The following is a 26,126-nucleotide window of genomic DNA, read 5'->3' as shown; positions in this document are numbered from 1 at the left end:
TGAAGGTGGAGATCGCGCCACCCGCGCTGCCCGTCAGCGGAGCCGAAGCTCCAACGGGCTTCCCCGGCCACTCAGCCAGGTACGGCGCGGGCGCGAGGCCCGCGGTGAAACGACTGCTCTAGTGTGCTCCCTCGCGGATCAGGCCGATGAAGACGCTGGCCAGAAGCGCGAAGACGTATGCCTGCAGGAACGCGATGAAGACTTCGAGTACCATGATCGCCAGCGCCATCATCAGCGGCAGCGGCGCAAGCGCGTAGCTTCCGAACGTGAAGATCAGCCCGATGAGGGCGAGAACGACGATGTGTCCAGCCGTCATGTTCGCGAAGAGACGGATCGCCAAAGCGAACGGCTTGGTGATCTTTCCGATGAGCTCGATGGGCGTCATGAGCGGCGTCAGCAACACCTTCATGATGAACGGCTGGTCGCTCGGCCAGTACACGATCGTCTTCACGTAGCCCTTGCCGAGCGTGCGCATGCCGGCGAGCTCAATGACGAAGAACGTGATGATGGCGAGCGTCGCGGTGACCGAGATGTTGCCTGTCGCCGTCGAGCCGTAGGGAATGAGGCCGAGCAGGTTGGCGAAGAGGATGAAGAAGAAGAGCGTCAGGACGAACGGGGCGTACGCTTCGCCATGATGACCGACGTTCGGAAGGATCACTTCCTGCCGGATGTAGAGGACGAGAGCCTCGATCCCGTTGGCGAACCCCTTCGGCCGTCCGACCGCCGCGTGCTGGCGCTTGTGGGCGCGGGCGGCGAGGAGAAGCGTTACCAGGCAGAGTGTCGCCGCGACGAGCAGCATGACGACGTGCTTGGTCGGCGAGAGGTCGAGCGTGAGGCGGCCGATGTGGATCGGATCCCACCGCGGAAGGTCCACCTCGCACGCGAAGCCCGGCTCGAGGCACGGGACCTCGAGGTAGTGGGCGTCCGTGATGTGCGGGGTGATGATGTCCTGGCTAGCGAGCATATGATATCAGCAGAGATTCGAGCAGCATCGAGACGAACAGGAACACGGCGAAGCTTGTGAGTGCCGCGGTGAGCGGCAGCCCGAGGAACCTGGAGAGGAAAAGCCCGTAAAGCACGAGCACCGTCCCTCTCAGGATCGCTCCCATCCCCCAGCCGGCGAGGGCGTTTCGGCGTCCGGTGAGCTGGACCAGTCCGAACGTCGCCAGTTGCACCGCTGTCGCCAAGCAGGCGCTCACGAGGAGCGCGTGCCGGTCGGCGTCGGTCTTGAAGCCCAGCGAGAGCAGCCATCCGGTGGCGGCGATCAGCGCGACGAGCATCAGTGCGAATCGCGTCATCGCTTTCACCCTCGTGACTCCTTTTCGCGTTTCCGGCGCTCGTCGTCGGCCTTTTGGGCCGTCGTCAGGCGCCGGTACATGCCGTAGAACGCGGCTCCTCCTCCGATGAAGACCCCGGCGAGGAGGAAGACCGGGGATGTTCCGAGTTTCCGGTCCACCCACTGTCCCAGGAAGAGGAACAGGACGATAGCCACGGCAAACTGGAGACCCACACCGGCAAAGGAGCCGAGGTTGATCTCGCCGTCCTTTTGGGGGCTCGGGTTGCGGGGTGTGTCGTCCCTCATTCAGGCGAGAAATTTATGAGCTTGTGACATTTTTCACAAGCTCGGTCCGGGTGTTGGGGAGTCGGTGCTTGAGGCAGCATGTTTGTGGACAAACCGAAGACAGGCCGAAGATCTATGGCTCTCGCAAGTGCTGAGTATCTCAGGACTTACGCGTTACTTCAGTATTGCACGATCGTCTGATTGTTGATAAGTTCACTGCCGTTCGCAGGAGAAGTTTGTGATGTGCACCATGTCGCGCGAGCTGGTCGCTCTGAAGTGATGACAAATCGTCTAATCATCCCGTTGTTGTGTGCCGCATCCGTCGTCGCGTTCGCGCGTGGCACGGTGGGGCATAGGTCGACTCTCGCAGCGTCCGTGTCGGACCGTCATTCGAAGTCCGTGATAACCTCGAAGTTTTCTGTGAACGCGAGCAATCGAGTCGAGTTCACGCTCGACGTTCGCAACAACAGCGCGAAGATGGTCGAGCTTTGCTTTCCCAGTGGAAAGACGCATGACTTCGTGGTGCAGGACGAGACCGGGAAGGAAGTGTGGCGCTGGAGCGCGTCGCGGATGTTCACGCAGGGAATGCAGAACAAGCTGTTGAAGTCGAGGGATGTCGCGGTATTCAGTGACGGCTGGGATGCGGAGAAGATGCACGGCAGGTTTACCGCTGTTGCGATGCTGACGAGTGACAATCATCCGATCGAAGAGCGGGTGGAGTTCGAGCTGAAGTAGTGGTTGTTTTGTGAAGGAGCCGAGACCCCGCGAAAGCGGGGTTTTTTGTTATCTGCGGGAATCCTTCGGTGTCGCGGAGCGTCCGCTGACGCGAGTGTGACGGAAGAGTCTTATCTTCGGGCGCATGAAGACGACTTCGGCGGGGCCGATTCGGCTGTTCGTGTTGGGGGATGCGAGGATAGAGACGCCGGTGCGGCAGATCGAGCCGACGGCCACCATGGTCTTTGCCGCTGCCTTGTATCTCATTCTCCAAGGCAACAATTCAGTCACCAGGCGCGAATTGGAACTCATCCTATGGCCAGGCATCGCCGCGGTTTCAGCTTCACATCGGTTAAGACAGACGATTCATAGACTTCGCCGATCCGGTATTGCAGTCGATTCGATCGGCAAGACCCGCATCAAGCTTGGGCATTCGGTCATCATAAGTGATTTCGTGGACTTCATTGAGAATCGGGCACCGAGCGAACAGGCACAAAGGGACAATCTCGTGCTGTTACCGGGATATGAACCTCGCTTTTCTCCCCGATACCTTGACTGGCTTGATGATAGGAAGCGGGATATCGGCTCGCAAATCGCCACCGTCTTGGTTGAGGCGATTGCCAAACACCGGAGCGCGGCGCAATGGGCACAAGTCGAATCAGTCGCAACAACCCTCAGTCAAGTCGAGCCATTCAACGAGCAGGTTACCATTGCTCTCGCAGAATCATTTGCGATGCGTGGCTCGAAGCTTCAGGCAGTCCGTATTCTCGACGCGTATTTGGACGAGGTGGGACACCATAACGGCGACCTAGGTCGTCAGGCTGCGCTGATGAAACGACGGATCGCGGGGAATGCAGTTCCGCAGACCGATCCTGAGAGTAATGACGCACCTTTCATTGGACGGACCGGCGTTCTCAGCGAGCTCGGTTCGATGTTATCGACCACACGTGCCGGAAGCGGCCAGACCTGCCTAGTGCTCGGCGAAGCCGGGATAGGGAAAAGCAGAGTACTCGCGGAGTTTTCACGCTTCGCCGCCTTGAAAGGCGTAAGTGTTCAAAGAGTTCACTGCAGACCAAGCCATAAGAGCCGCCCGCTGTCACTCTTCGTCGAGCTCGCGCCTGCTCTCAGAGGATTGAGAGGAGCGATTGGTTGTTCCCCAGATACACTCGCATACATAGATCGGCTAACGCAGCATCGGCCTCTGAATGAAACGACGCACGAAACCGACAGCGGCTCCGAATGGGTCTACGGTCGTGTGCAGCGAGCACTCTTCGACATCGTTGATGCCGTCTCGGAAGAGACTCCGCTTGTGATTCATATCGAAGACGTGCATTGGCTCGACGCGACATCTTCGCAAGTGCTCGGGGACATGATAGCGTGGGCAAGGAGCCGTGCGGTCCTATTTGCGTTAACGGGACGAGAACCACCCGAGGCGTGGGAAGACAACTTCCCGGATTGGATTAGAACAATTGTCCTTACCCCGCTTGACTCAAAAGACGCTAACGAACTTGTGCTTAGTATGGCGAGAAAGCGCGGGCGCGTGATCAATTCTGACGACGGTGCGTGGTGCGTTAGGGTTGGCGAGGGTAATCCATACTTTCTCCAGGAGCTCGCGGCCCATTGGGTCGAGAGCGGAGGCGCCCATGAGGTTCCGGCATCACTGTCCGCTCTTTTAGACAGGCGCGTTGATCGTCTCGATCGGGATTCGCTCCAGCTTCTTCAGACCTGCGCGCTCCTAGAAAACAACTCAACGTTGCATCGACTAGAACTTGTACTCCAGTACGAAGCTCATCGGCTTCTCACCAGCATCACTACTCTGGGCGAAGCCGGGATGATAGTCTTGGAACAGGACGACCGCGACGGTGCTGCACGAGGTCGCATCGCCAGCAAGCACGAATTGCTGTCGAATGTCGCGCTGTCTCGGCTTAGCGATCCGGCGAAGGCATTCCTGCATAGGCGAGCCGGCCTCGTTCTAGAACAGGAGGTAGATTCGCTTTTCTCGACCTCTGTCTTGTGGGATTGCGCAAAGCATTGGCATCTCGCCGGCGACTCTCAGAGGGGCCTGTCTCTCGCGCTATCCTGCGCTCACCACCTTATGAAAGTTGGCCTACCGCAGGCCGCCGCCGATGCATACTCGAAGTGCCTCCCTCTCTGTACTACGGATCAACAAAGATCGGAAGTGCTGGAGGGGGAGACTCTAGCGTCATATAGGGTAAGTGACTGGCAGCGAGTTAGGGATCTTGCGGCCGTTGTTCGAACGCTTAAGTCGCGGATCCGTCCGAATGAATCAACCCACGATGAGCTGGAGCTGATGGACCTGCGTGCAGAATGGCAGTCACTCCAATGGGAGGAAATCACCCGCAAGGCTACCGCTTGTCTAAATGCGTCCGAGGCGACTGCTCGACATCGCGTCGAAGCAGGTATCATGGCAATGATGCTTCTCGGCTTCCAAGGAGAAACCCACGCCATGACGGCCACCTACGACCAAGTTGAACTGCTATGCAGCGAGTCAGATGTAGCATTCTCTCTTCGATTGGAATCCCAGATGGTATTTCACACTGGGTTTGGGGATTTGGCGGAGGGCATTAGGGCAGCTCAGGCACTACTGCTGGAGCAGCGAACTCGAGGCAATGTCGCTGATCTTTTTCGCGCCCATTGCAACGCGGCAGTAACATTTCGAGTCGCGGGATTGTTTGACGATGCCGAGCAATCGTTGCTGCAAGCTCTACAGCTAGCAGAGAGCCATAGACTGGAATTGTCCATGGTCCGCGCCCTTCCGATGTTGGCTAATATGGCCTTGGAGCGAGGTCTGATCGCTGAAGCGACCTCTTGGTTCAATCGTCTCACGGCGCTAAACCTTCATCCGTCCAATCGGTTCGGCCAATTAGAAATCGGGGCGATTGGGGTCAGGCTTGCGCTGTTGGTGGGCGATGCCAACGAGGCACGCAGGCGGATTATGCTAACTCGAAAAGAGGCACAGACCGATCCAATTTTCCATCGACGTACTTATAATTGCGCGCTCCAGGTCGCCACGGACCTAGCCAGAGATGGCGCGACAACGGCAGATATGTTGAAATCGCTCACCGACGCATTCGACCACTCGAAAAAGGGTCTCCACCAAGCCTTTTCGGCGTGCGTCTTAAAGGTCGCTCTAGCGAGCGCAGGGCAATCCGAGTTAGCGGAGTCCCTTTTCAATTCCTACACTGCGGAACACCGCAGAGAACCGTGGCCAGTTCCGGAACACTTGCTCGCGTCTCTTACGCGAGTCGCGAAACGACTAGCCAGCTAGCAGCGGCGTGGCTGAAGTTCGGTTCCGTCGATCCTGCTCGGCGATGGCCGGAGCCAACGGAACATCCTGATCAAACAATCTCGGATAAATTGGATTGTCGAGCAGCTTATCGCAAATATGCGGATCAAACTGACGTCCCCGAAGTTTGACGAATTCAGCTCTCACCTGAGCTTCAGATAACGCCGCCCGATATGGACGATCTGTCGTCATCGCATCGATGGTGTCTGCGAACATGATGATACGGCTCGCGACGGGGATATTGTGGCCAATCAGGCCGTCCGGATATCCTGTACCATCCCAGTTTTCGTGATGATGTCTAATCGGAGCAACAACATCGCTCAGCTGTGAGACGGTCCGAACAAGTTCTTCACTCTTGATCGGATGAGTCTGCATGATTGCATTTTCCTCGGCCGTTAGGCGACCCGGCTTACTGAGAATAGGTGCAAACACCTCATGAATCTTGCCAACATCGTGCAGCAGCGCGGCGATTGCCACGCGTTCGACCTGCTTATCCCGGAGGCCGATGGCTTGCGCAATCAGACGAGCGTTACACGCAACTCTGCGTGAGTGTCCGGAGGTGTACGGATCACGTGCCTCGATTGCAGCAACCATGAGCTGAAGTAATTCTTGATTCGTCTGCTCGAGCTGCGAGTTCACCTTGTAGAGCTGACGCAGCCCAAGCGCCAGAATAAAGAAGCCCAGTGCACCTAGGAGTCCCCAGTAGACGTAACAGAGTGCGAAGAGATATACGAACGGAAGTGCAAACAGGTCGTATACGAATGTCGCACGCAAACGTGACCACCACACCTGAACGAAGGGCTGCTTCTCGCTTATAGCGATTGCGCCGGCAACAGCCGTGGAATTGAAAGTCGCAAAAACTGCAAGCGCCGCGATGAATGCGGGGTAGTTCACGCGAAGACCAGCGGAGACAAGCGGCGTGCCGCCCAGGCTGAGATAAACGAGGACTGCCGCAGCCACCCACAGGACGGCCTGCGCTACGTTGAAAGTAGCCTTTAACGCTACCCGCTTACTCGTGATTTCAACGACCGTGGTCGCGATGGCGACCGCCAATACAGTCAGCCAATTGGGCGATACCATAACGGACGCCAACATGGGAAGGAATGCAATGCTGCCAGCTTCGCTCTTGGCGGCCTTCTTGTATGCCAGCATGCCGGACACGCACGACAGAACGGCGAACAGAATCGCGGCTCGCGCCAATGGCCACGTCGGGATTGGGTTTATCCAGTAAACCCAACCTGCAGTCGCGCACGCAAGCGCTACTAAGCCAATGACGTAAACCCGGATTCGGTCGAACATAGTAGAGAGAAACCCCCCGCTCCTCAGATCATGTCCAAATCTGGTGATCTGCCAGTGACAGGATCCCATCGATCAGAGCAGCAAGAAATGCCATTTTGCGTCACCTCCCGTAACGTCTGTCGTGAATCAGCGCTCGCTTCATCACGCAATCGGTTGGCTCAGCTCAAAAAATGTCTTGCCCGCTCGACTCCGCTCATTTCTGAGGGAGGGGGTTTATTAATCCGTTGTGTACCCTGCTAAAGGGTGAAACAGCAACTTCAATTTCTTCACGCGGCTCATACCGCTAATTCGTATTGTCAGTTGTGCTCGATCCACCTGTTCGTCGCATCGAGTACCGCCAGCACCCCAGCGCTCTCCGCGCTCTCGCGCATCTCGACACTCCCCGTCAATACCTTGTTCTCACGCCCCGACCGCACGCTCACCGCCACAAACACGAACGTCCGCTCGAACGCGTCGAACACCTTCACTCCCTGAACTCCCAGCTGACCTTCCCTGTTGTCCGCGTCGGCAATCGCCAGCAATGTCGCCCTCGCCGCCAACTCCACACGCGAACGGTCACCCTCGATTCCGAGAGCTTCCCCGATATATGACGCGCTCCCCTTCCGCAACGTCACACGGCACGAAAGACCCTTCGAACGCGAGCCCCGAACCTCCACATCCTCGAAATAGAACCGCCGAGCGAATGGTCCGGTGCGCGGCGCTGAGGCTCCCGACTGCTGGCCCTCAACGACCCCCGCCTGCACCGGCGCCGATGGCTTGGACTCCGGCTCAAGCAACTTCGGCTTGGTCTCGTTCGTCGTCGCCACCGAAATCTTCCGGTGGTCAATACGCATCGCTAAATGCGCGATCAGCGCGCTCTCGATGTTCCGCACCATCTGCTTCGGCGTCACCTCCGAAGTCGCAAGCACATGGATCTGATCTATGGCCCCGCTGTCCCCCGCGATTATCCGCGCCGAAATCACACCAGGCAGCGTGAGAATAAGCTCTTCCGCACGCTTGATCGGGAGAACACTGCCCGCTATCGGTGACGTCAATGGTACCCTGGGAAATGATGGCCCGGCCTGACCCGCGAGAAACGGGAATCAATATTCAACGGGCATACCCTTTTATCAAGAAAATCAACGTGAAGGAATGCCGTAGTCCCGCAACTTCCGGTACATGGTCCGCTCCCCGATACCGAGAAGCTCGGCCGCCTTCCTTCGGTTGCCCTTCGTTTCAGCCAATGCGGCAGTTATCGCCACCTTCTCGATCTCCGCCATTGTCATGCCCGGAGTGATCGTCACGACCGCCGGCGACGGCCCGGCATCCCTCGGCTCCAGCGCACCTATCCGCGCAGAATTTTCCACAGGCTCTGCCGCCAGAGACCCGTTGCTTGCAATCACGCGCCGCGCCGCCTGCCCTGCCTGCGCTCCACCGTCTGCCAGAATCTGCCGAGACGCGCCCATCTCGTTCACCCGCGATCTCAACTCCTCGATCTGAAGCTTAAGCTCGACCAGACTGCGCACGATGAACTCCATCTCCCTCCCACTCGCCGCCATCGAGCCGCGCAGCACTGGCCCGACACGCACCGGCAGAAAACGGCCGCCACCTCCTTCCCTGATCTCACGCGGAATGTCCCCCGCCGTGATCTCACGCCCGGGCGCAAGCACCACCATGCTCTCCACCAGATTGCGCAGCTCGCGCACATTCCCCGGCCACGAATAACCCACGAGTATCTGCATCGCCTCGGCGGAGATTCCGTGGAACGGCCGGTCGTGCTGCGCCGAATAGTCCTTCACGAACTGGCGGATCAGGATGGGAATGTCGTCAGGCCGGTCACGGAGCGGGGGCAGATACATGCTCAGCACGTTGAGCCGGTAATACAGGTCGGGGCGAAACAGTCCTTCCTCCACGCGCTGTCGCAACGGCTGGTTGGTCGCAGCTACCACGCGCACGTCCACCTTGATGGGAGTCACACCGCCCACGCGCGTCAGCTCCCGCTCCTCGAGCACACGCAACAGCTTTACCTGAGTCGCGGACGGAATCTCACCGATCTCGTCGAGGAAGATCGTACCGCCGTTGGCAAGCTCGAATCTCCCGAGCCGACGTTCCGCGGCGCCGGTAAACGCACCCTTCTCGTGGCCGAACAGCTCGCTCTCCACCAGCGTCTCCGCCAGCGCGCCGACGTTGACCGCGATGAATGGCTTGCTGCGCCGCGGACTCAGGCGGTGAATGCCGCGCGCGACAAGCTCCTTCCCCGTCCCGCTCTCGCCCTCGATCATCACCGTGCTCGACACCGGCGCCATCTGCTCGATCTTCACCAGCACTTCGCGGATCGCATCCGACTGGCCGATGAGTCCGGTCGCCTTCACCAGGCGCTGTCTGTCGAGTGACCGCCGCACAATGTCGAGCAGATCCTGCGTCGAGACGGGCTTGGCGTACACATCCACGAACCCGATCGACCGCAGCCGTTCGCGAAGCTCGTTGTCGTCCACGTCAGCGAGACCGATCACCGACACGCCATCCCACAATTGCTCGCGCACGAGCTGGACGACGTTCGGGTCGGCGATTCCACCGGTGAAAACGATGGTGTCGGGCTTTGCGCGCTTGATCTCACGCCGGATGTCATCGAGTGGCGACACCATCACCGTCTCGACGCCCGACTGCTCGAGTCCCGCGTTGAGGCGCACCGCGCACTCCACGTCGGTCAGCGTGATCAGCGCCTTCACTTTGCCTCGCTCTCCGCAGGCGCGTCGTGACGCGTCACTTTCCCCGTGAGAACATCAATGGCGTGATCCACGATCGGCTCGAGAGCCGAAAGCGCGTCGCGCACGCCGCCGGGCGAGCCAGGAAGGTTGATGACCAGCGTCCCGGCGCGTACTCCCGCCATGCCTCGCGACAGCGCGGCCCTCGGGAAGCTCGCGAAGCTCGATGCCCGCAGAAATTCCGCTATCCCCTGCGCCTCGCGCTCGATCACCGCCAGTGTCGCCTCCGGCGTCACATCCCTCGGCGCGAGACCGGTGCCGCCCGTCGTGAGAATGAGATCCACGTCGCCCGAGTCGCACCACGTTGCCAGCATCGGTGCGATCACCGACGTCTCGTCGGCGGCGCGCTCATGATGGACGACCGCGGCGCCGCGCTTCGCGCACCAGTCGAGTATCGCCGCGCCCGACGTGTCGTCGCGCTCGCCGGCGACCACCGAATCCGACACGGTCAGAATCGCGACACGCATGCTAGAGATGCGTACCATCCTTGTAGAACGGCATCTTCCCGACGGTCGCCGCGATGCGCTTGCCGCGGATCTCGATCTGGAGAGTCGAACCGGGACCGGCGCTGGCGGTCGGCACGTACGCGGTGCCGATCGGAATGTTGAGAGACGGACTCATCGTCCCGCTTCGCACCTCGCCGCTCGGGCTTCCGTTCACGAACACGGGATACCCGTGGCGCGGGAAACACCGCTCCCGCGCGACGAATCCAATGAGCTTTCGCGGAACCCCCTCCTCCTTCTGCTTCAGGAGGGCGTCGCGGCCGACGAATTCACCCTTCTTCAGCTTCACCAGCCACTGGAGGTTGGCCTCGAGCGGCGTGACTGTGTCGTCAATGTCATTGCCGTAGAGCGCCATCCCCATCTCCAGGCGCAGCGAGTCGCGGCACCCGAGCCCGGCAGGCATCACCTCGCCACTCTCGGTGAGCGCGTTCCACACAGCGATGGCGTTCTCGTTGGCGAAGTACAGCTCGAAGCCGTCTTCGCCGGTGTAGCCGGTGCGCGAGATGAGAATTCCACCGATACCGGCAACCGTGCCGAACGCGAAGTGGTAGTACTTGATCGCCGAGAGGTCGGTGCCGGTGTGGCGCTGGAGAATTTCCGCCGCCTTCGGTCCCTGAAGCGCAAGAAGCGCGGTGGCGTCGCTAACGTCCTCGAGAGCAGCATCGAACCTGTCGAGGTGCTCCGAGATGTGCGCGAAGTCCTTGGCTGCGTTGGACGCGTTCACCACCATCATGATCCGGTCTTCGGAGCGATAGACGAGGCAGTCGTCCTCGATCGTTCCGCGGTCGTTGAGGATGGTCGAGTAGTGCGCCTGGCCGATTGCGAGGGCGGCGACGTCGTTCGTCGTGACGTAGTTCACGAAGTCCATCGCACCCGCGCCGGTCACGATGAACTCGCCCATGTGGCTGACGTCGAAGAGGCCCGCGTGCCGGCGCACGGCATTGTGCTCGGCGGTGATTCCGGAAGGGTACTGAACCGGCATGAGATAGCCGGCGAAGGGGACGAGCTTGGCGCCGAGCGCGGTGTGTGTCTCGGTCAGCGGGGTGCGCTTAAGTGTTTCCGTGAGTTCGGCTTGCGCCATCTTTCTGGGGCTCCGGCTGTGGGTCGGGGCCGACTCGCCCCCGGCCAGTCAATATGGCAGGGCCGGCGGGCGGTGGGGAGTCCCCGCAGGACGGCGGACGCCCGCCGGGGCCTCGGTCCGGCCGAGGCTACCGGTCGGCCAGCTCGCCGCCGCCGATGTGCCGGATCTCCCCGGCGTCCGGGGTCGAGCCGGTGACCATCCCTTTGAGAACTTCCCAGAGGATGAGCGGGCGGGGCTTGTCGTTCTTCAAGTACACTACGGAATCGGCTTCGACCAGGATCAGGGCGATGCGCGGGTCGTCGGGGCCGCCGTCCCGCCGTCCGCCCTCGTCGTCGAACCATGCCTTCCATTCCGGCTGGTACAGGTCTCGAATCCGCTTCCGGTCGCGACTGATGTGCGCGACGCCGCTCACGGACACCCACTCGCGCGACTTGTTGTTGAAGTACGAGCAGTTCACGTGCGGATCACGCAGCAGCTCATCGAGCTTGCGCGTTTCGGCATCGGTCACGAACCAGAGATCGGCGCCGCTGATGCGCTTCTGCGTCTCCATCGGGCGCGAGACGAGGTGGCCGTCATGCCGCCTCGTGGTGAACATGGCGGTCTCGATTCCCTCGATGAGCTTGTCGAACTCCTCGAGTTTCTTGTGTGATGCGGGCATGCCCATCGAAATTGCATGAGGCGTGCCGGATGGATGCTAAAGCGCCACGCCGCCCATCGTATTCGCCATGACCGCCTTCTGGACATGCAGGCGGTTCTCCGCCTCGTCCCACACTACGCTCTGCGGTCCGTCAATCACATCGGCGGCCACTTCCTCGCCGCGGTGCGCGGGCAGGCAATGCAGAAAGATCGCCTCCGGCTTCGCGCGCCTCATCAGCGCCGCATCCACGATGTAACCCTTGAACGCTTTTTCGCGAATTGCCTGTTCGTCTTCCTGACCCATGGACGCCCACACGTCGGTATTCACCACGTCTGCACCATCCGCCGCTTCCGCGGGATCGCGCACCACGCGCACGTTCGCCACCGACTGCGCGCGCGCGAGGAGCGAATCGTCGGGATCGTATCCCTGGGGACACGCGAGAGTGAGATCGAATCCCAGGCGATACGCGGCGTTGATCCACGAGTTCGCCATGTTGTTGCCATCGCCGATCCACGCGACCTTGCGGCCATCGAGACCGCCGAGGTGCTGCCGGATGGTGAGGATGTCGGCGAGGATCTGGCAGGGGTGCAGCAGATCGGTGAGCCCGTTGATCACCGGCACCGTCGCATACCTCGCCAGCTCTTCCACCTCGGCGTGAGCGAACGTGCGGATCATGATCCCGTCCACGTAGCGCGACAGCACTCGCGCAGTGTCCGCGATCGGTTCGCCGCGGCCGAGCTGAACGTCGCGTGGCGAGAGGAACAGCGCATGCCCGCCGAGCTGCCACGCGCCGACCTCGAACGACACACGCGTGCGCGTGGACGACTTCATGAAGATCATCGCCAGCGACTTCCCGGCGAGCGGCTTGTCCTTGTATTCGCCAGCGCGCATGCGCTCGGCGAGGTCGAAAAGGCCGATCAGCTCTTCACGCGAATAGTCGGGGATCGCGAGAAAATCGCGATGGTTCTCTGCGCTCATGTAGTGTGCGGGTTGCCGGGCTAGAGAATATACCGCCTCAGATCCTCGTCCTCGACGATCGCCTTGAGCCGGTCGATGACGAGCGCGCGATCCACCGTGATTTCGCCCACTCCCTTGTCGGGAAGATCATACATCACGTCTTCGAGCAGCGTAGTCATCACGGTGTGCAGGCGGCGCGCGCCGATGTTCTCCATTCTGTCGTTCACGTGTGCGGCGATGCGCGCGATTTCGGCGATTCCATCCTCGGTGAATATCAGCTTCGCCCCCTCCGCCTCGACGAGCGCGCCGTACTGCTTGGTAAGAGCGTTCTCGGGCTCGGTCATGATGCGCACGAAGTCGGCCTCATTGAGCGGCTTGAGCTCGACGCGGATCGGAAAGCGGCCCTGTAACTCGGGGATGAGATCGCTCGGCTTCGACACGTGGAACGCGCCCGCCGCGACGAAGAGAACGTGATCCGTCTTCACCATGCCGTACTTGGTCTGGACGTTTGACCCTTCCACGATCGGCAGCAGGTCGCGCTGAACTCCCTCGCGCGAGACGTCGGGCCCGCCGCCTGCCGAGCGCTCGCCGGCGATCTTGTCTATCTCGTCGAGGAAGATGATTCCCATCTGCTCCACACGCTCGAGCGCGTCCCCGGTGACATCCTCCTCATCAATCAGCTTGTCCAGCTCCTGCTCGAGCAGAATGCGTCGCGCCTCGGAGACTTTCACAGAGCGCTTCTTCGTCCGCTTCGGGAGCATGTCCTGAAGCATGTCGGAGAAATTCTCCATTCCTTCCGGCGCGCCCTGCGGCACCATCATGTCGAACATCATCGGAGCGTGCTGCGCGACCTCGACCTCTATTTCACGCCCCTCGAGCTGGCCGTCGAGAAGAAGCTGCCTGAGCTTGTCACGGGTTCGCTTGTAACGCTCGTGCTCGACATCCATCTCCGGCGAGACGTTGCCGCTCGATGAGACGAGGAATATCGGTGCGTCGCCACCGGACGCGGCTTCGGGCGCGGTCGCCGATTTCTTGTCCGCGGGAATGGGCAGCAGGAGCTCGAGCAGCCGGTCGTCAACGCGGTCGTGCGCCAGATCCTCCACCTCCGCCTCACGCTCGCTACGCACCATGTTGATCGCGCTCTCGACCAGGTCGCGCACCATGGACTCGACGTCGCGGCCGACGTAGCCCACCTCGGTGAACTTCGACGCCTCGACCTTGATGAACGGCGCGCCCGCAAGCTTTGCAAGACGCCGCGCGATCTCCGTCTTCCCCACACCGGTGGGTCCGACGAGGATGATGTTGTTGGGCGAGATCTCGTCGCGAATGGATTCGGGCGCGCGCTGGCGACGCCAGCGGTTGCGCAGGGCAATCGCCACGGATTTCTTGGCGTCGGACTGTCCGACTATGTAACGATCGAGCTCGGCGACGATGCTCTTTGGAGTGAGGTCCGCAAGTCGCGCGAGCGCATTCTGTGTTCTGGGAGATGTCACGCGGTCGGTTCCAGCACTGTGATGTTCGAGTTGGTGTAAACGCAGATGTCGGATGCAATCATGAGACCCTTGCGAACGATCTCGCTCGGGGAAAGATCGGTGTTCGCGATGAGAGCGCGCGCCGCGGCGAGGGCGTACGTTCCCCCGGATCCGATCGCCAGGACTCCATCGTCCGGCTCGATGATGTCACCGGTGCCGGAGATGATGAATCCCCTCTCTGCATCGGTCACGGCCAGGAGCGCCTCGAGGCGCCTCAGAACCCTGTCGCTACGCCAGTCCTTGGCCAGCTCTACGGCCGCCTTGGACAGATTTCCGGGGTGGCGCTGAAGCTTTTCCTCGAATTTTTCGAAGAGCGTGAACGCGTCGGCCGCGGCCCCGGCAAATCCGGCCAGCAATTTGCCTCCTGCGAGGGTGCGGACCTTCATCGCGTTCGATTTCATGATGGTCTCGCCGACGGAGACCTGACCGTCGCCGCCGAGGGCGACCTTGCCGTCGCGGCGGACGCCAAGGATGGTGGTCGAGCGGACGCGCGGGAGAGTTCTGTTCATGGTTCAAAACTAACGAGGGCGGCCCCATGCGGTTGGAGTACATCCCTATAGTGCTGGGCGCGATTGTCCTGCTCATCGCGGCCGCCATCATATACGACGCGGCAAGCCCGGAGCAGAGCCGTCCGTTTCGCGAGCGAAGGCGGCGCATGCGGGCCGAGCCGGACACCGCCGGCGAGTGGCTGGTCGGGCTGGGCACCGCCTGCCTCGGCGCCGCCCTGATCGGAAGCGAAAACTGGCGATGGGGGACGATCGCCGTGCTGAGCGGGGTGGTGCTACTCGTGCTCGGCGCGATCCTGAACCGCGCCTACCTGCGGGAAATGCTCCTGTTCAGGGGCGCCGCCCGCCGCACGGAAGAAATGGAGACGCCCCCCGAGGCGAAGAACGTCCCCGGCCCCGAGGAGCCGAGACTGCGCATCCGGTGACGTCTTACACGCCACCGTACCACTCGTACCCCATGTCGCTCCAGTACCCGCCGGTGCGATTGGGCAGAAACATGATCCGCGTCAGGTACTTGGTGTTCTTGTAGCCGAGCTTGATGGGCGAGAAGACGCGTACCGGCGCGCCGTGGGCGGGGCCCAGCATGTGGCCATCGAGGCCGTACGCGACGACCGTTTGAGGGTGCATCGCGCTCTCGATGTCCCAGCTTTCGTGGAATCCGTCGTCGAACGATTCGAAGTCCACGTACTGCGCGTCGCGGTGCACTCCGACGAGCTTCGCCAGATCGGCAAGCCGAACCCCGGTCCACTGCTCGACCGCCGTCCAACCCTCGACGCAGTAGTGGTTCACACGCGTGTGTGTGCGTGGGAGATCGAGCAGGTTCTGGAGCGTAAGACGCATCGGCTTGTCCACCAGCCCGCCGACGTCGAGCGTCCACGCTCCTCGCACGCTCTCGTCCCAGACCGGAACCGTCTTCGAGATGAAGTAGCTCGGCAGCGCATTGCCGGCGAGACGCGCTCCCGCCAGCGGTGCGTCCATTGACGTATGCCTGAACAGCGCGCGCTCCAGCGCTTCATTCTTTCGCTCGGCGTATCTGAGCAGTCGCTCCGCTGATCGCGGCCCGCGCGAATCGCACGACGCGAGTATCGCGGCAGAAAGCGCCGAGCCGGTGACGGTGACGAATTTGCGGCGGTCGATCGTCATGCCGGTGCTCCGGTGCTGGAGTCGGAAGGCGTGCGCGGAGTGTCACGCCGGCGGCGGAATCTGTTGGGAAGAAGATTCTGGAAGGGGCGCGCGTTGCGCGCTTCCGGCGAATTCTCCTCGTTGTATCCGCCGGTGGTGATCGATCGCAGCGAGTAGGGATCCACAGCGAATACCATGAAGATGTGGACGACACTCAGCGCGACGAGCAATGCCATCGCGACGAAGTGCCAGTAGCGCGCCCACACGTATCCGCCGAACAGGTCGGTGAGCGGCGCGAGCTGCACCGGCTTCCAGATCGCGATTCCCGTCAGCACGGCGAGCAACCCGGCCCACGGCAGGATGAAGTAGGCGCCGCGCTGCAGCGCGTTGTGCTTGCCCTGGACGGGGTGATCCTTTCTGAGAAACAGGTAGAAGCGGAGCATCGCCACCGAGTCGCGGAAAAAACCGCGCCGCGGTACGAGGTCGCGCCATTCTCCGTGGAGATAGACGAAGCCGACGTACACCAGGCCGTTGACGACAAGGAGCCACATCATCGCGAAGTGCCAGTTTCGGGCTCCGGCGAGCCAGCCGCCGAAGGTGAGGGCTTTCGGGATGGGCATCCCTTCCCAGGGATAGCAGCAGAACGTCTCGCCGCGGCGCGCGAATCTCGGATACGCATTGAAGATGCGGAGCCCGCTCGCCACCATGATCGTGAGCGCGAGCGCATTGACCCAGTGCGTGAGCCGGACGATCCAGTGATGCCTCGGCTTAACCATTGCGCCTCCGCGGCGTAAGATGGCGCTGGCTGTGGCCCGGCGCGAGAAGATCCTGTCGTGCTTGTACGCTGGCTGTCCGGCGTCGGATCACTCCCCCCGCGGGTGCGCCTTCCTGTACACTTCCTTGAGCCGCTCGACGCTGGTGTGGGTGTAGATCTGGGTCGTCGAGATGGACGCGTGACCGAGGAGCTCCTGCACCGCGCGGAGGTCCGCGCCGGCGTCGAGGAGATGTGTGGCGAAAGTGTGGCGGAGCGAGTGCGTGGACAGCCCGGCGTCCTCGTCTATCCGATCGAGAAATCCGGTGACGGCGTTCTGGATCGCGCGTACGGAGATGCGCGTCCCGCGACTCGAGAGAAAGAATGCCGTGCGGTCGGCGCCCTTCACTCCCTGCCGCATCACCTCGTCGCGCTTCGATTCGTAATTCCGCAGAGCGAGCGACGCGTGATCACCGACCGGAATGATGCGCTCCTTCCTTCCCTTGCCTCGCACTTTCACCTGCTGCGACAGGAGATCGAGGTCGGCGCGGTTGATGCCGCGCAGCTCGGAGAGGCGCATGCCGGTCGAGTAAAAGAGCTCGAGCATGGCGTTGTTGCGAACGTCGGTGAATTTCCCGTCCTGAGCGTGCAGCGCGGCGCTTTGAAACAGCAGATCTGTCTGCGCGCGATCGAGATAGCCGGGGAGGTACCTTTCGAGCTTCGGGCTGCTCACGCCGCGCGCGGGGTTGGCGTCCACGATCTCGTTGCGGTTGAGCCAGGAGTAGAAGCTCCGTACCGCCGAGAGGGCGCGCGCGATGGACCGCTTGCTGAGGTTGCGACGATTGAGGTGCGCGAGAAATCCGCGCAGCGCAAGCCGGTCAATCCCCTGCCAGCTCCATGCGCGTTCGCCGTAATAGTTCCCGAGATACTTCAGAAGCTCATCGAGATCGCGCTGGTACGCCTTGAGCGTGTTGGGCGATACGTCGCGCTCCTTCTCCAGATGCAGAAGGAACTCGCTGACCTCGGGCGACTCCGCCATGCGCTCAGCCAGCCGCATGCTGCGGTGCCCGCGCGTGCGCGTCGGCCCACTCCGTCATCGCCGCCAGCGCGCGCGAAGCGAACATCTCGCGTTTCCGCTTCTTGTCCCGGATGTGCTCCGGCAGATCGTCGAGCAGCCCGAAGTTGGCGTTCATCGGCTGGAAGTGCTTCGGGTCGGCCTCACGCAGGTATCGGTACAGTGCGCCCAGCATCGTCACCGGTGGAGGAAGCTCGACTGATGCGCCCCCGAGCATGCGGGAGAGATTGATCCCCGCGAGCAGCCCGGTAGCCGAGCTTTCCGTGTAACCCTCCACTCCGGTGATCTGGCCGGCGAAGAGAAGCCGGTCGTCGTCACGCGCGGAGAGATGCGGCGTGAGTGCGGCTGGCGAGTTGAGATACGAGTTCCGGTGGATCGAGCCGTATCGGAGAAACTCGGCGCCGGCGAGACCGGGAATCATGCGCAGCACTCGCTGCTGCTCCGGAATTCTCAGGCGCGTCTGAAATCCGACCACGTTCCACATGTTGCCGTTACGATCCTCGCGCCGGAGCTGCACCACCGCCCACGGGCGTCGTCCAGTACGCGGATCGGTGAGGCCCACCGGCTTGAGCGGACCGAAGCGAAGCGTGTCGGGGCCGCGTTTCGCAGCGACCTCGACGGGCATGCATCCCTCGAAGTACGGCACCTCGTCGAACTCATGCCCGTGAAACTGGTCGGCGGTGGTCAGCGCCTCGATGAACGCTTCGTACTCCTCGCGATTCATCGGGCAGTTGAGATACGAGCCTTCTGCGGTCGCGCCCTCCATCGTCTCGCGGTCGTACCGTGATGCCGTGAACGCGATGGACTCGTCAATGGATTCGCGGGACACTATCGGCGCGATGGCATCGTAGAACGCGAGGGCACCGACGCCAAGGCGCTCGCGAATCGCTTCGGCAAGCGCATCCGAGGTGAGCGGCCCGGTAGCGACGACGCACGGGCTCTGGATGCGCGTCACCTCCTCGCGCCTGATCTCGATGTTCGGATGCGACTCGATGCGCCGCGTAACCCCCGCGGAGAACACGTCGCGATCCACCGCGAGTGCGCTTCCCGCCTGAACGCGCGCTTCGTCGGCGCACTCCAGAATCATCGAGCCGAGCACGCGCATCTCGGCCTTGAGGAGACCGTGCGCGTTCGTCGTCTCCGTGCTCTTGAAGGTGTTGGAGCAGACGAGCTCGGCGAGCCGGTCCGTGCGATGGGCGGGTGTAGTGCGCACCGGACGCATCTCATGCAACACCACACTGTGTCCGCGCTCCGCGAGCTGCCAGGCGGCCTCGGATCCGGCGAGCCCGCCGCCGATGACCGTCACCACGGCGCGATCGCCCGCGCCGTCACCACTCGAAGGCGTCACACCGCAACTGCTTCGGGGGGCATCTCCGCAGGCTCCCATTCGTTCGCGCAGCTGATGCATCGCCGGTACTCTCCGCGCGTCTTGTTTGACTTGGCTTCAGCGCCGATGTAGCCGCACTCCGGACAGACCTCGGCTACCGGCTTGTCCCAGATGACGAAATCGCAAGCCGGGTAGTTTGCGCATCCATAAAACGCCTTGCCGCGCTTCTTCGACCTGCGCACCGCGATGTCGCCGCCATCCTTCGGGCATTTCACACCGGTAGGCATCGAGCGCGTGCCGCGGCATTTCGGGAATCGGCTGCAGCCGAGGAACTCGCCGGAGCGACCGTGACGAATGACCATCGGCGTGCCGCACTCGTGACAGATCTGATCCGTGAGCACCGCCGCCTTCCGCTCGCCGCGCAGCGGACGTGTGTACTTGCACGTTTTCGGATGATTCTCGCACGCGATGAACGGACCGAAGAATCCGCCGCGCGGGACGAGCCGGCCGCCGTCCACCGGACACCGCTCCGTCTCCAGCGCGGAAAGATCGTGCGCCTCGGCGATGAGGCCCTCGATGTCCGCTTCCTTCAGCGCCGTTGCGAACGGGCCGTAAAAATCCTTCAGCATCCGGCGCCAGTTCACGTCACCGTCCTCGACGCGATCGAGATTTCCCTCCATATGCGACGTGAACTTCACGTTGAAGATGTCGGGAAACGACTTCACCATCACGCGCTCGACCTGATCGCCCAGCTCGGTGGGGAAGAAGCGCCGCTGCTCGAGCTGCGCATACCGCCGGTCCACGAGAGTGGAGATGATCGAAGCATACGTGGACGGACGGCCGATGCCGAGCCGCTCGAGCTCCTTCACCAGGCTGGCCTCGGAGTAGCGCGGCGGTGGTTCGGTGAAATGCTGCAACGGGATGATCTTCTTCACGGGGACGTCGTCGCCCGCTTCCATCATCGGCAGCGGCTGCTCCTCTTCCAGCGCCTTGCCGTGTCCGTCACCCTGCTCACGCGTTTCGAGATACACCTTCTGATAGCCGTCGAATTTTCTGATGCTGCCGGTGGAGCGGAAGAGATACGGCAGTGATGGCGCGCCGGCTTCGCGCGGGTTGGACAGATCGAAATCAACCGTGGTCGTGTCGAAGACCGCCGGCGCCATCTGCGATGCGATAAAGCGCTGCCAGATCAGCTGGTAGAGCTTTAGCTGGTCGGGTTTGAGGTACTTCGACATGTGCTCGGGACGGCGGGTCGGATCGGTGGGACGAATGGCCTCGTGCGCGTCCTGCGCGTTCTTCGACTTGCCGTCGCCGTAAAGCTGAACCGCGGGCGCCTGGTACTCTTTGCCGTACGAGAAAGCGACGTAATCGCGCGCCTGCACCGCGCTCACTTCGGAGACGCGTGCGGAATCGGTGCGCATGTACGTAATGAGGCCGACCGAGCCCTCGGGCCCGATCTCGATTCCCTCGTAGAGATCCTGCGCGAGCCGCATCGTGCGCTTGGAGCCGAACCCGAGCTTCTTCGCCGCTTCCTGCTGGAGCGTGCTGGTGGTGAACGGCGGCGCGGCATTCTTTCGGCGCTCGCGGCGCTTGACCTCGGTGACGCCGAACTTCCTGAGCACCGAGAGATCGGCGAGAATCTTCTGCGCCGCGGCCTCGTCGGGAATGGTCGCCTTCTTCTGATCTATATGATGCAGCTTGGCGACGAACTCCTGTCCCGCCTTTTTCATCAGCGCTTCGACGGTCCAGTACTCGACCGGGTTGAACGCCTTGATCTCGCGCTCGCGCTCGACGAGCAGCCTCAGAGCGACCGTCTGCACCCGCCCCGCGGATATTCCCTTCTTTACAGTCTTCCAGAGAACGGGACTGGCCTTGTATCCGACGAGGCGGTCGAGCACGCGGCGCGCCTGCTGCGCGTCAACCTTGCGCTCGTCTATCTCGCCTGCCCGGGCGATCGCGCTTTGCACCGCTTCCTTGGTGATCTCATGAAACAGGACCCGCCTGATCGGAGCGCCGCCTTTGCGACGCACCTGGCCGGCCACGTGCCACGCGATTGCTTCGCCTTCGCGATCAGGATCTGTCGCGAGCAGAATCTCTCGCGCATCCTTCGCCGCGTTCTTCAGCTCGGCGAGAGTCTTCTCCTTGCCGGGAATGGTGACGTACTCGGGCTCGAATCCGTTCTCGATGTCAATTCCGATCTTCTTCTCGGGGAGATCGCGCACGTGACCGATCGTTGCCCGAACGCGATATCCGCGGCCGAGGTATTTGCCGATCGTCTTCGCCTTGGCAGGCGATTCGACGATTACAAGCGTCGTCGTGCCGGGCTCGGGAGCCGGACCTTCGTCAACCGCCGCGGCGGACTTCCGAGCGCGCGGCTTGGCCGCCTTTTTGGTGGCGGTCTTTTTTGCGGCGGCCTTCTTCGTGGCGGTCTTTCTGGCGGTGGCCATTATCTAGTGGACGGTTTGATTGTCACCCGCGCCGCCACTGTCCTCGAGACCGGATCCCTCGAGCATGCCGCGCAGGTCCTCGAGTGCGATTCGGCCATCTATCTGGATGAGGGCCCGCTCGATGATGTGCTCCAGCTCGATCGGGTTGATTGCGCCCGACCCGCTCAGCGAAAGCAGGTGTCCCCAGGCCTCCGGGGCGAACCGGCCTCTTTCGTGGGGTCCCATGACCCGAAACGTCATCGGCAAGGACAAACGGTCATCCATTCGCGTAACCTGGTTGTGGACAAAGTGAGCGGCAAGAACGGCGAAAGCACGGCGAAAGCACGGGTCAAAGCGACTGGGCGTATCGCCGAACCTGATCTATAAGTTGTTTTCTGTCAAAGACTTCAGTTTCAATCACGAGGTCTGCCTCTTCGTAGAGGGACCGCCTCGCTTCATACATTGTAGTCAGAGTGTTCAGAGGATCCGGACCCTGGAGGAGCGGACGCCGGACCCTCGCCGTCGCCAGACGCCGAACCAGCAGCTCGGGCGACGCTCTAAGGTATATGATACGCCCGGTCGCGCGCAAAAGTGCGACGGACTCGCGGTTGGTGACCCATCCTCCCCCCGCCGACATGATCGTACCCTTGCAGGTCACGAGCTCCCGGGTGAGCGCCTGCTCCAACGACCTGAAGTGCGCCTCACCGCGGGACGCGAATATCTCCTCGACCGATGCGTGCTCGCGATGCTCGATCTCGGTATCGAAATCAATGAACGGCCAGTGAAGATGGCGGGCGGCGGCGCGGCCGATGGATGTTTTCCCCACCCCCGACAGCCCGACGAGAACGATGTTGGGCCGGTCAGCTTCCACGCCGCTCGGCGATCCTCGCCAGATAGCCCTCGAGATTCCGCCTGACCTCGCTGAGGGAGTCCCCGCCGAATTTCTCGATCACGGCTTGCGCAAGCACGAACGCCAGCATCGCTTCGGCGATCACGCCCATCGCGGGGACCGCCGTCACATCACTACGCTCGGCAACCGCTGCTGCGGCCTCGCCGGTCTTCATCTCGACCGTCGCGAGGGGGCGCATCAGCGTGCTGATCGGTTTCATGGCCACTCGCACTACGAGCGGCTCGCCGTTCGTCATTCCGCCCTCGAGGCCGCCGGCTCTGTTGGTAAGGCGCTGAAGATTGCCCGAGCGGCGCCGGTCGGACACCGCGAGAATCTCGTCGTGCACCTCCGATCCGCGGCGCCGCGCAGCGTCGAAGCCGCTGCCGATTCCAACTCCCTTCACCGCGGGAATGGACATCATCGCTGCGCCGATGCGGCCGTCGAGCCTGCGGTCCCACGAGACGTGGGATCCGAGTCCAATCGGGACGCCGCGGCATACTACCTCGCACACGCCGCCGAGCGTGTCGCCTTCTTTTTTCGCGGCATCTATGAGAGCGATCATCTCCGCTTCCGCAGCGCTGTCGAGTGTGCGCAGCGGCGACGTGTCCGCAGCCTCGTTGAGATCGGCGGGCAGCTCGGCGGGCGACGACGCGACGACGCCGCCCAGCTCTACTATATGACTGCCAATCGTCACGCCAATCTCGGTGAGCAGCTTGCGGCAGACCGCTCCGGCGGCGACGCGTGCGGTGGTCTCGCGCGCCGATGCGCGCTCGAGTATGTCGCGCGCATCGTCGCGATCGTACTTCAGCATTCCGGGGAGATCCGCGTGCCCGGGGCGGGGACGCGTCACGGCGCGCTTCCGCGGGCCGTTTGCGTCATCCGCGATCGGAGCGGGATCCATGATCTCCGTCCAGTTCTTCCAATCGCGATTGCGGATGAGCATGGCGATTGGAGAGCCAATCGTAAAGCCGGCGCGAACCCCCGAAAGAAGCTCCGCGGCATCCTGCTCTATCTGCATCCTTCGTCCGCGGCCGTACCCTTGCTGGCGACGGGCGAGCTGCTGGTTCACGTCGGCGGCGAGCAACGGAATGCCCGCCGGCACGCCCTCGAGTATCGAGACGAGTGCCGGTCCGTGCGATTCTCCCGCAGTCGTGAATCGAAGCATGGGCCTCCAACGCGCGAGCCCGGCGGTAAGCCGGGCTCGCGGTCAACTTTCAATCTGAAGTGGTCCGCTGATGCGGACCGCCGAGCTACAGGCAGCTTGTCGTAAACGTATTCGGAAGAGTTACGATCACAACCCCTCGCGCCGTTGCGCCGACGAGAACGATCTGGCCGGTGGACTGACGGAGCGCCGCCTTGATCGGGCCCACTATCGGGTCGCGAATCGGGACGGTGGCCACCCGCTTGTAGCAGTAGCTGTCGAAGATCTCGATCACCGGCTCGGCCGAGGCGGCGAACACGAGCCTCGAGGAGAGCGGGAAGGAGTTGGGCCCGCTGTTTTGCGGATGGAAATCGAGGCCCGCATTGCTCTGAGTTGTCGGCAGAATTCCCTGGAGTCGAAGCGCAGGATTCAGGAGGTAAGTCGAGTCGGCCCGGATTCCACTGAGCGACCCATCGAAATTCATTGCGACTCCCATGACCCTGGCGAACGCGTTGGCGATGAAGTCCGACACGTCAGCAGCGGGCGAGACTCCGCGGTCGGTCGTCGGCACGGGAATCGGAAACACTGCCCCGGTGGACGAGACGAAGGTCGTCGCCAGGCCGCGCGTAGCATCGTAGGTCAGCGCGCGGCTGCCCTGCGCATTTCCCGATTCACCGAACACTGCGCGGCGGAAATCGCCTGAATTGCGAACGAACGTCGTGTCGCGGAAACCGAGTTCTGGCAGGCGAATGACGACGCTGAGTGTATCAACCTTGGCGGGCGACGTCTCAGTGGCCGGACGCACCTCCACGAATTGCTGGTAGGGAACGAGGATAGTCTCCTCGCCCGTCCTTCCGTCATAGCGCCGGATTTCCAGAGTGTCGGAACGATTCTCCGACTGTCCGATAGCCTGCTCGAAGAACAGGTGCGAGGTCCCGCGCGAAAGGTTCTCCCACCGCAGTGTGCCGTTTCTCTTGTCGAATGGCGCGCTCTGTCCGCCCGTGGGAGTCGTCGAGTAGGTCAGAATCACGTCACCGCAGGCAGCGCCGGTTCCGTCGCAGGTCGCCGCGAGGAACTGCGGACGATCGCTGAAATCGTACTTCGTGCGTTGCTGGATTATCTGACTGGTGGTTTCGCTTCTCGTGGAAGTGACAGTGAAAGCGATGATGTTCGGAAGAGCGTAGCGACTCGCCTCCCGGCCACTTCCCGACACGTTGAGGTCCACATAACTGATGTCCGTACCGCCCGAATTCGCTACAAGAAGAGTGTCTCCCACGGCGCCAGAGTGATCCCGCGGCCAGAGTGTGATGCCCCACGGATGCGATCCGACGAGCACCGGTGACTTGAACGACGAATCGGAAAGGCTGAACACCTCGAGCTGATTGCGCTGGATGTTCGTCAGGTACAGCCGGTCGGTGCGCGGGTGATAGACCGCGTCGGCGACGCTGCCTCCCTGGGGGAGCAACCGAGTCGAGCCGGCGACCACGATGACGGTGTCGATCCGCTCTGCACCGCCCGCCAGCTTGGCATAAGCGCGAACGCCGTTCGAATTGCGAGCGAAAGCCTGGACATAGACCGTGGTGGGGAACTGGGTGTATGGCAGGTGAATAGCGAAAGTCGTGATCTGCGAGCTGAAGCTTCCGTTTGACGTAACGGAATCTCTTGCATCAACTGCCCCGCCGGGCACGCGGCGCACCTCATAACCCAGAGCGGTGATTCCGGCCTGGTCCGTCGCCTGGACTTGAATGGTGTCCTCAACTTCGACCCGTGGGCTATGACTGAAGCTGACTACCGGTGTGGAGTTGATCGAGCTCAACGGCTGGACGTTCAACGTCGTCACGGGCCCGAGCGTCCTTTGCCCGAGGGAATCAAGGAGGAATGGTGTGATCTGAAGTAGGCCCGCGGCAGCGTTTGCGGGCACGGTGAGCGTGTCGAAAATCGCGACAGAGTCGGGAAGCGGGCTCGAGTAACTGGAAGAATCGCCGGTGACGAAGCTGCCCGTGGTACGGAATCCGATCGATTTCACCCTGACAGCCGATCGGGCGCTCAAGGAGAGCACTATCGATTTGCCAATGACGGCGACCGTCCCCGTTGCGGGGCTGGTTACCTTCACCTCGGCCGCGGGCACATTGCCGACGGTGAGGTTCAGCGTGTCGGTCTGGGACTTGTTGAGTGCGCCGTCGAGAGCAAACGCAGTCACCACGACCGACGTGCCCTTTGGAACGCTGCGTGAGACCGGGACCGTGAACGGAACGATCGCGTCCGTATTTGGGCTGGTGAACGTTGTGTCGAACGCGAGCGTCAGCCCGCCGGAGACATTCACCTTGATGGTCTTGATGCCGAGGTTGTCTTTCACCTCGACCTGGAAGGTGATCACCGTGTCCGGCGCGGTGCCTCCCTTGGACAGATGGACCGTGGGCGGTGACTTGTCGCTCGTATCACCGCCAAGCCCTGTGGCGTCGCTGCACGCCGCCGCCACGAGCATGGCCGCGGCGGCGGCGGCCAGGCCCGCTCCGCGCCTGGCGCGGCCGAATGTGTATTTCAGCATTTGCAT

The 26,126-nt window shown here is 62.1% G+C and carries 24 protein-coding genes; 3 read left to right on the top strand and 21 right to left on the bottom strand.

Annotation, left to right across the window (positions count from 1 at the left end; genetic code table 11):
- Window positions 1–118: 118 nt before the first annotated feature.
- From atpB to Q7S20_03240, 3 genes are read right to left on the bottom strand one after another with little or no spacing between them, the layout of a single operon-like run.
- Complete coding sequence (gene atpB / locus Q7S20_03250; protein ID MDO8500837.1) at window positions 119–964, bottom strand: F0F1 ATP synthase subunit A; 846 nt, start codon at window positions 962–964, stop codon at window positions 119–121.
- Window positions 954–1,298 (bottom strand): hypothetical protein, encoded by a 345-nt coding sequence (locus Q7S20_03245; GenBank protein MDO8500836.1) that lies wholly within the window; start codon window positions 1,296–1,298, stop codon window positions 954–956. Before Q7S20_03245 ends, atpB begins: the two co-directional genes overlap by 11 nt.
- 5 nt (window positions 1,299–1,303) lie before the next feature.
- Window positions 1,304–1,582, bottom strand: coding sequence for an AtpZ/AtpI family protein (locus tag Q7S20_03240; GenBank protein ID MDO8500835.1), 279 nt, complete (start codon window positions 1,580–1,582; stop codon window positions 1,304–1,306).
- Between the two features lie 399 nt (window positions 1,583–1,981).
- Here Q7S20_03240 and Q7S20_03235 point away from each other — a divergent pair, with 399 nt between their 5' ends.
- Both Q7S20_03235 and Q7S20_03230 read left to right on the top strand, forming a co-directional pair.
- Complete coding sequence (locus Q7S20_03235; protein MDO8500834.1) at window positions 1,982–2,296, top strand: BsuPI-related putative proteinase inhibitor; 315 nt, start codon at window positions 1,982–1,984, stop codon at window positions 2,294–2,296.
- A 124-nt stretch (window positions 2,297–2,420) separates the two neighbouring features.
- Entirely contained in the window at window positions 2,421–5,564 is a 3,144-nt protein-coding gene (locus Q7S20_03230; GenBank protein MDO8500833.1) for an AAA family ATPase, read from the top strand.
- On the opposite strand, the gene Q7S20_03225 is transcribed toward Q7S20_03230, so the two are convergent.
- The 9 genes from Q7S20_03225 to hslV form a co-directional block, all read right to left on the bottom strand.
- Window positions 5,553–6,734, bottom strand: coding sequence for an HD-GYP domain-containing protein (locus Q7S20_03225; GenBank protein ID MDO8500832.1), 1,182 nt, complete (start codon window positions 6,732–6,734; stop codon window positions 5,553–5,555). The genes Q7S20_03230 and Q7S20_03225 overlap by 12 nt on opposite strands.
- A 443-nt stretch (window positions 6,735–7,177) precedes the next feature.
- A complete protein-coding gene (locus Q7S20_03220) occupies window positions 7,178–7,915 on the bottom strand; it encodes a hypothetical protein (GenBank protein MDO8500831.1) in 738 nt (245 codons plus the stop codon).
- 84 nt (window positions 7,916–7,999) lie between these two features.
- The gene (locus Q7S20_03215; GenBank protein MDO8500830.1) at window positions 8,000–9,589 is read right to left on the bottom strand and encodes a sigma-54 dependent transcriptional regulator; all 1,590 of its coding nucleotides are present in this window, start codon (window positions 9,587–9,589) and stop codon (window positions 8,000–8,002) included.
- The gene (locus tag Q7S20_03210) at window positions 9,586–10,092 is read right to left on the bottom strand and encodes a MogA/MoaB family molybdenum cofactor biosynthesis protein (protein ID MDO8500829.1); all 507 of its coding nucleotides are present in this window, start codon (window positions 10,090–10,092) and stop codon (window positions 9,586–9,588) included. The genes Q7S20_03215 and Q7S20_03210 overlap by 4 nt, the downstream gene beginning before the upstream one ends.
- Before the next feature lies 1 nt (window position 10,093).
- Window positions 10,094–11,209 carry a glycine cleavage system aminomethyltransferase GcvT gene (gcvT, locus tag Q7S20_03205; protein MDO8500828.1) on the bottom strand — a complete coding sequence of 372 codons (1,116 nt, stop codon included), beginning with the start codon at window positions 11,207–11,209 and terminating at the stop codon, window positions 10,094–10,096.
- A gap of 127 nt (window positions 11,210–11,336) precedes the next feature.
- Window positions 11,337–11,867 (bottom strand): pyridoxamine 5'-phosphate oxidase family protein, encoded by a 531-nt coding sequence (locus Q7S20_03200; protein MDO8500827.1) that lies wholly within the window; start codon window positions 11,865–11,867, stop codon window positions 11,337–11,339.
- Window positions 11,868–11,903: 36 nt separating this feature from the next.
- Entirely contained in the window at window positions 11,904–12,824 is a 921-nt protein-coding gene (gene argF / locus Q7S20_03195) for an ornithine carbamoyltransferase (protein ID MDO8500826.1), read from the bottom strand.
- Between the two features lie 20 nt (window positions 12,825–12,844).
- The gene (hslU, locus tag Q7S20_03190) at window positions 12,845–14,296 is read right to left on the bottom strand and encodes an ATP-dependent protease ATPase subunit HslU (protein MDO8500825.1); all 1,452 of its coding nucleotides are present in this window, start codon (window positions 14,294–14,296) and stop codon (window positions 12,845–12,847) included.
- Window positions 14,293–14,844, bottom strand: coding sequence for an ATP-dependent protease subunit HslV (hslV, locus tag Q7S20_03185; GenBank protein ID MDO8500824.1), 552 nt, complete (start codon window positions 14,842–14,844; stop codon window positions 14,293–14,295). Before hslV ends, hslU begins: the two co-directional genes overlap by 4 nt.
- A gap of 26 nt (window positions 14,845–14,870) precedes the next feature.
- On the opposite strand from hslV, the gene Q7S20_03180 reads away from it, so the two are divergent.
- Complete coding sequence (locus Q7S20_03180; GenBank protein ID MDO8500823.1) at window positions 14,871–15,266, top strand: hypothetical protein; 396 nt, start codon at window positions 14,871–14,873, stop codon at window positions 15,264–15,266.
- Between the two features lie 4 nt (window positions 15,267–15,270).
- On the opposite strand, the gene Q7S20_03175 is transcribed toward Q7S20_03180, so the two are convergent.
- The 9 genes from Q7S20_03175 to Q7S20_03135 all read right to left on the bottom strand — a co-directional run bounded on the left by Q7S20_03175 (window position 15,271) and on the right by Q7S20_03135 (window position 26,126).
- Window positions 15,271–15,984: a molybdopterin-dependent oxidoreductase gene (locus Q7S20_03175; GenBank protein ID MDO8500822.1), complete on the bottom strand. Its 714-nt coding sequence runs from the start codon at window positions 15,982–15,984 to the stop codon at window positions 15,271–15,273.
- Window positions 15,981–16,739, bottom strand: a complete 759-nt coding sequence (locus tag Q7S20_03170) for a cytochrome b/b6 domain-containing protein (protein MDO8500821.1) — start codon at window positions 16,737–16,739, stop codon at window positions 15,981–15,983. The genes Q7S20_03175 and Q7S20_03170 overlap by 4 nt, the downstream gene beginning before the upstream one ends.
- Window positions 16,740–16,826: 87 nt before the next feature.
- Window positions 16,827–17,753, bottom strand: coding sequence for a tyrosine recombinase XerC (locus Q7S20_03165; GenBank protein MDO8500820.1), 927 nt, complete (start codon window positions 17,751–17,753; stop codon window positions 16,827–16,829).
- A gap of 4 nt (window positions 17,754–17,757) precedes the next feature.
- Window positions 17,758–19,137 carry a methylenetetrahydrofolate--tRNA-(uracil(54)-C(5))-methyltransferase (FADH(2)-oxidizing) TrmFO gene (gene trmFO, locus Q7S20_03160; protein MDO8500819.1) on the bottom strand — a complete coding sequence of 460 codons (1,380 nt, stop codon included), beginning with the start codon at window positions 19,135–19,137 and terminating at the stop codon, window positions 17,758–17,760.
- Entirely contained in the window at window positions 19,134–21,563 is a 2,430-nt protein-coding gene (gene topA / locus Q7S20_03155) for a type I DNA topoisomerase (protein MDO8500818.1), read from the bottom strand. Before topA ends, trmFO begins: the two co-directional genes overlap by 4 nt.
- A 3-nt stretch (window positions 21,564–21,566) precedes the next feature.
- Window positions 21,567–21,803: a DUF494 family protein gene (locus Q7S20_03150; GenBank protein ID MDO8500817.1), complete on the bottom strand. Its 237-nt coding sequence runs from the start codon at window positions 21,801–21,803 to the stop codon at window positions 21,567–21,569.
- An 88-nt stretch (window positions 21,804–21,891) separates the two neighbouring features.
- Window positions 21,892–22,413, bottom strand: a complete 522-nt coding sequence (locus Q7S20_03145; protein ID MDO8500816.1) for a shikimate kinase — start codon at window positions 22,411–22,413, stop codon at window positions 21,892–21,894.
- Window positions 22,403–23,596, bottom strand: a complete 1,194-nt coding sequence (aroC, locus tag Q7S20_03140; protein MDO8500815.1) for a chorismate synthase — start codon at window positions 23,594–23,596, stop codon at window positions 22,403–22,405. Before aroC ends, Q7S20_03145 begins: the two co-directional genes overlap by 11 nt.
- Before the next feature lie 85 nt (window positions 23,597–23,681).
- The gene (locus Q7S20_03135) at window positions 23,682–26,126 is read right to left on the bottom strand and encodes a hypothetical protein (GenBank protein MDO8500814.1); all 2,445 of its coding nucleotides are present in this window, start codon (window positions 26,124–26,126) and stop codon (window positions 23,682–23,684) included.

The organism is Gemmatimonadaceae bacterium (genome assembly GCA_030647905.1).
In the GTDB taxonomy this organism is placed as follows: Bacteria; Gemmatimonadota; Gemmatimonadetes; order Gemmatimonadales; family Gemmatimonadaceae; genus UBA4720.
Note: the sequence above shows the minus strand (reverse complement) of the source record. Positions and strands in the feature narration are given on the sequence as shown.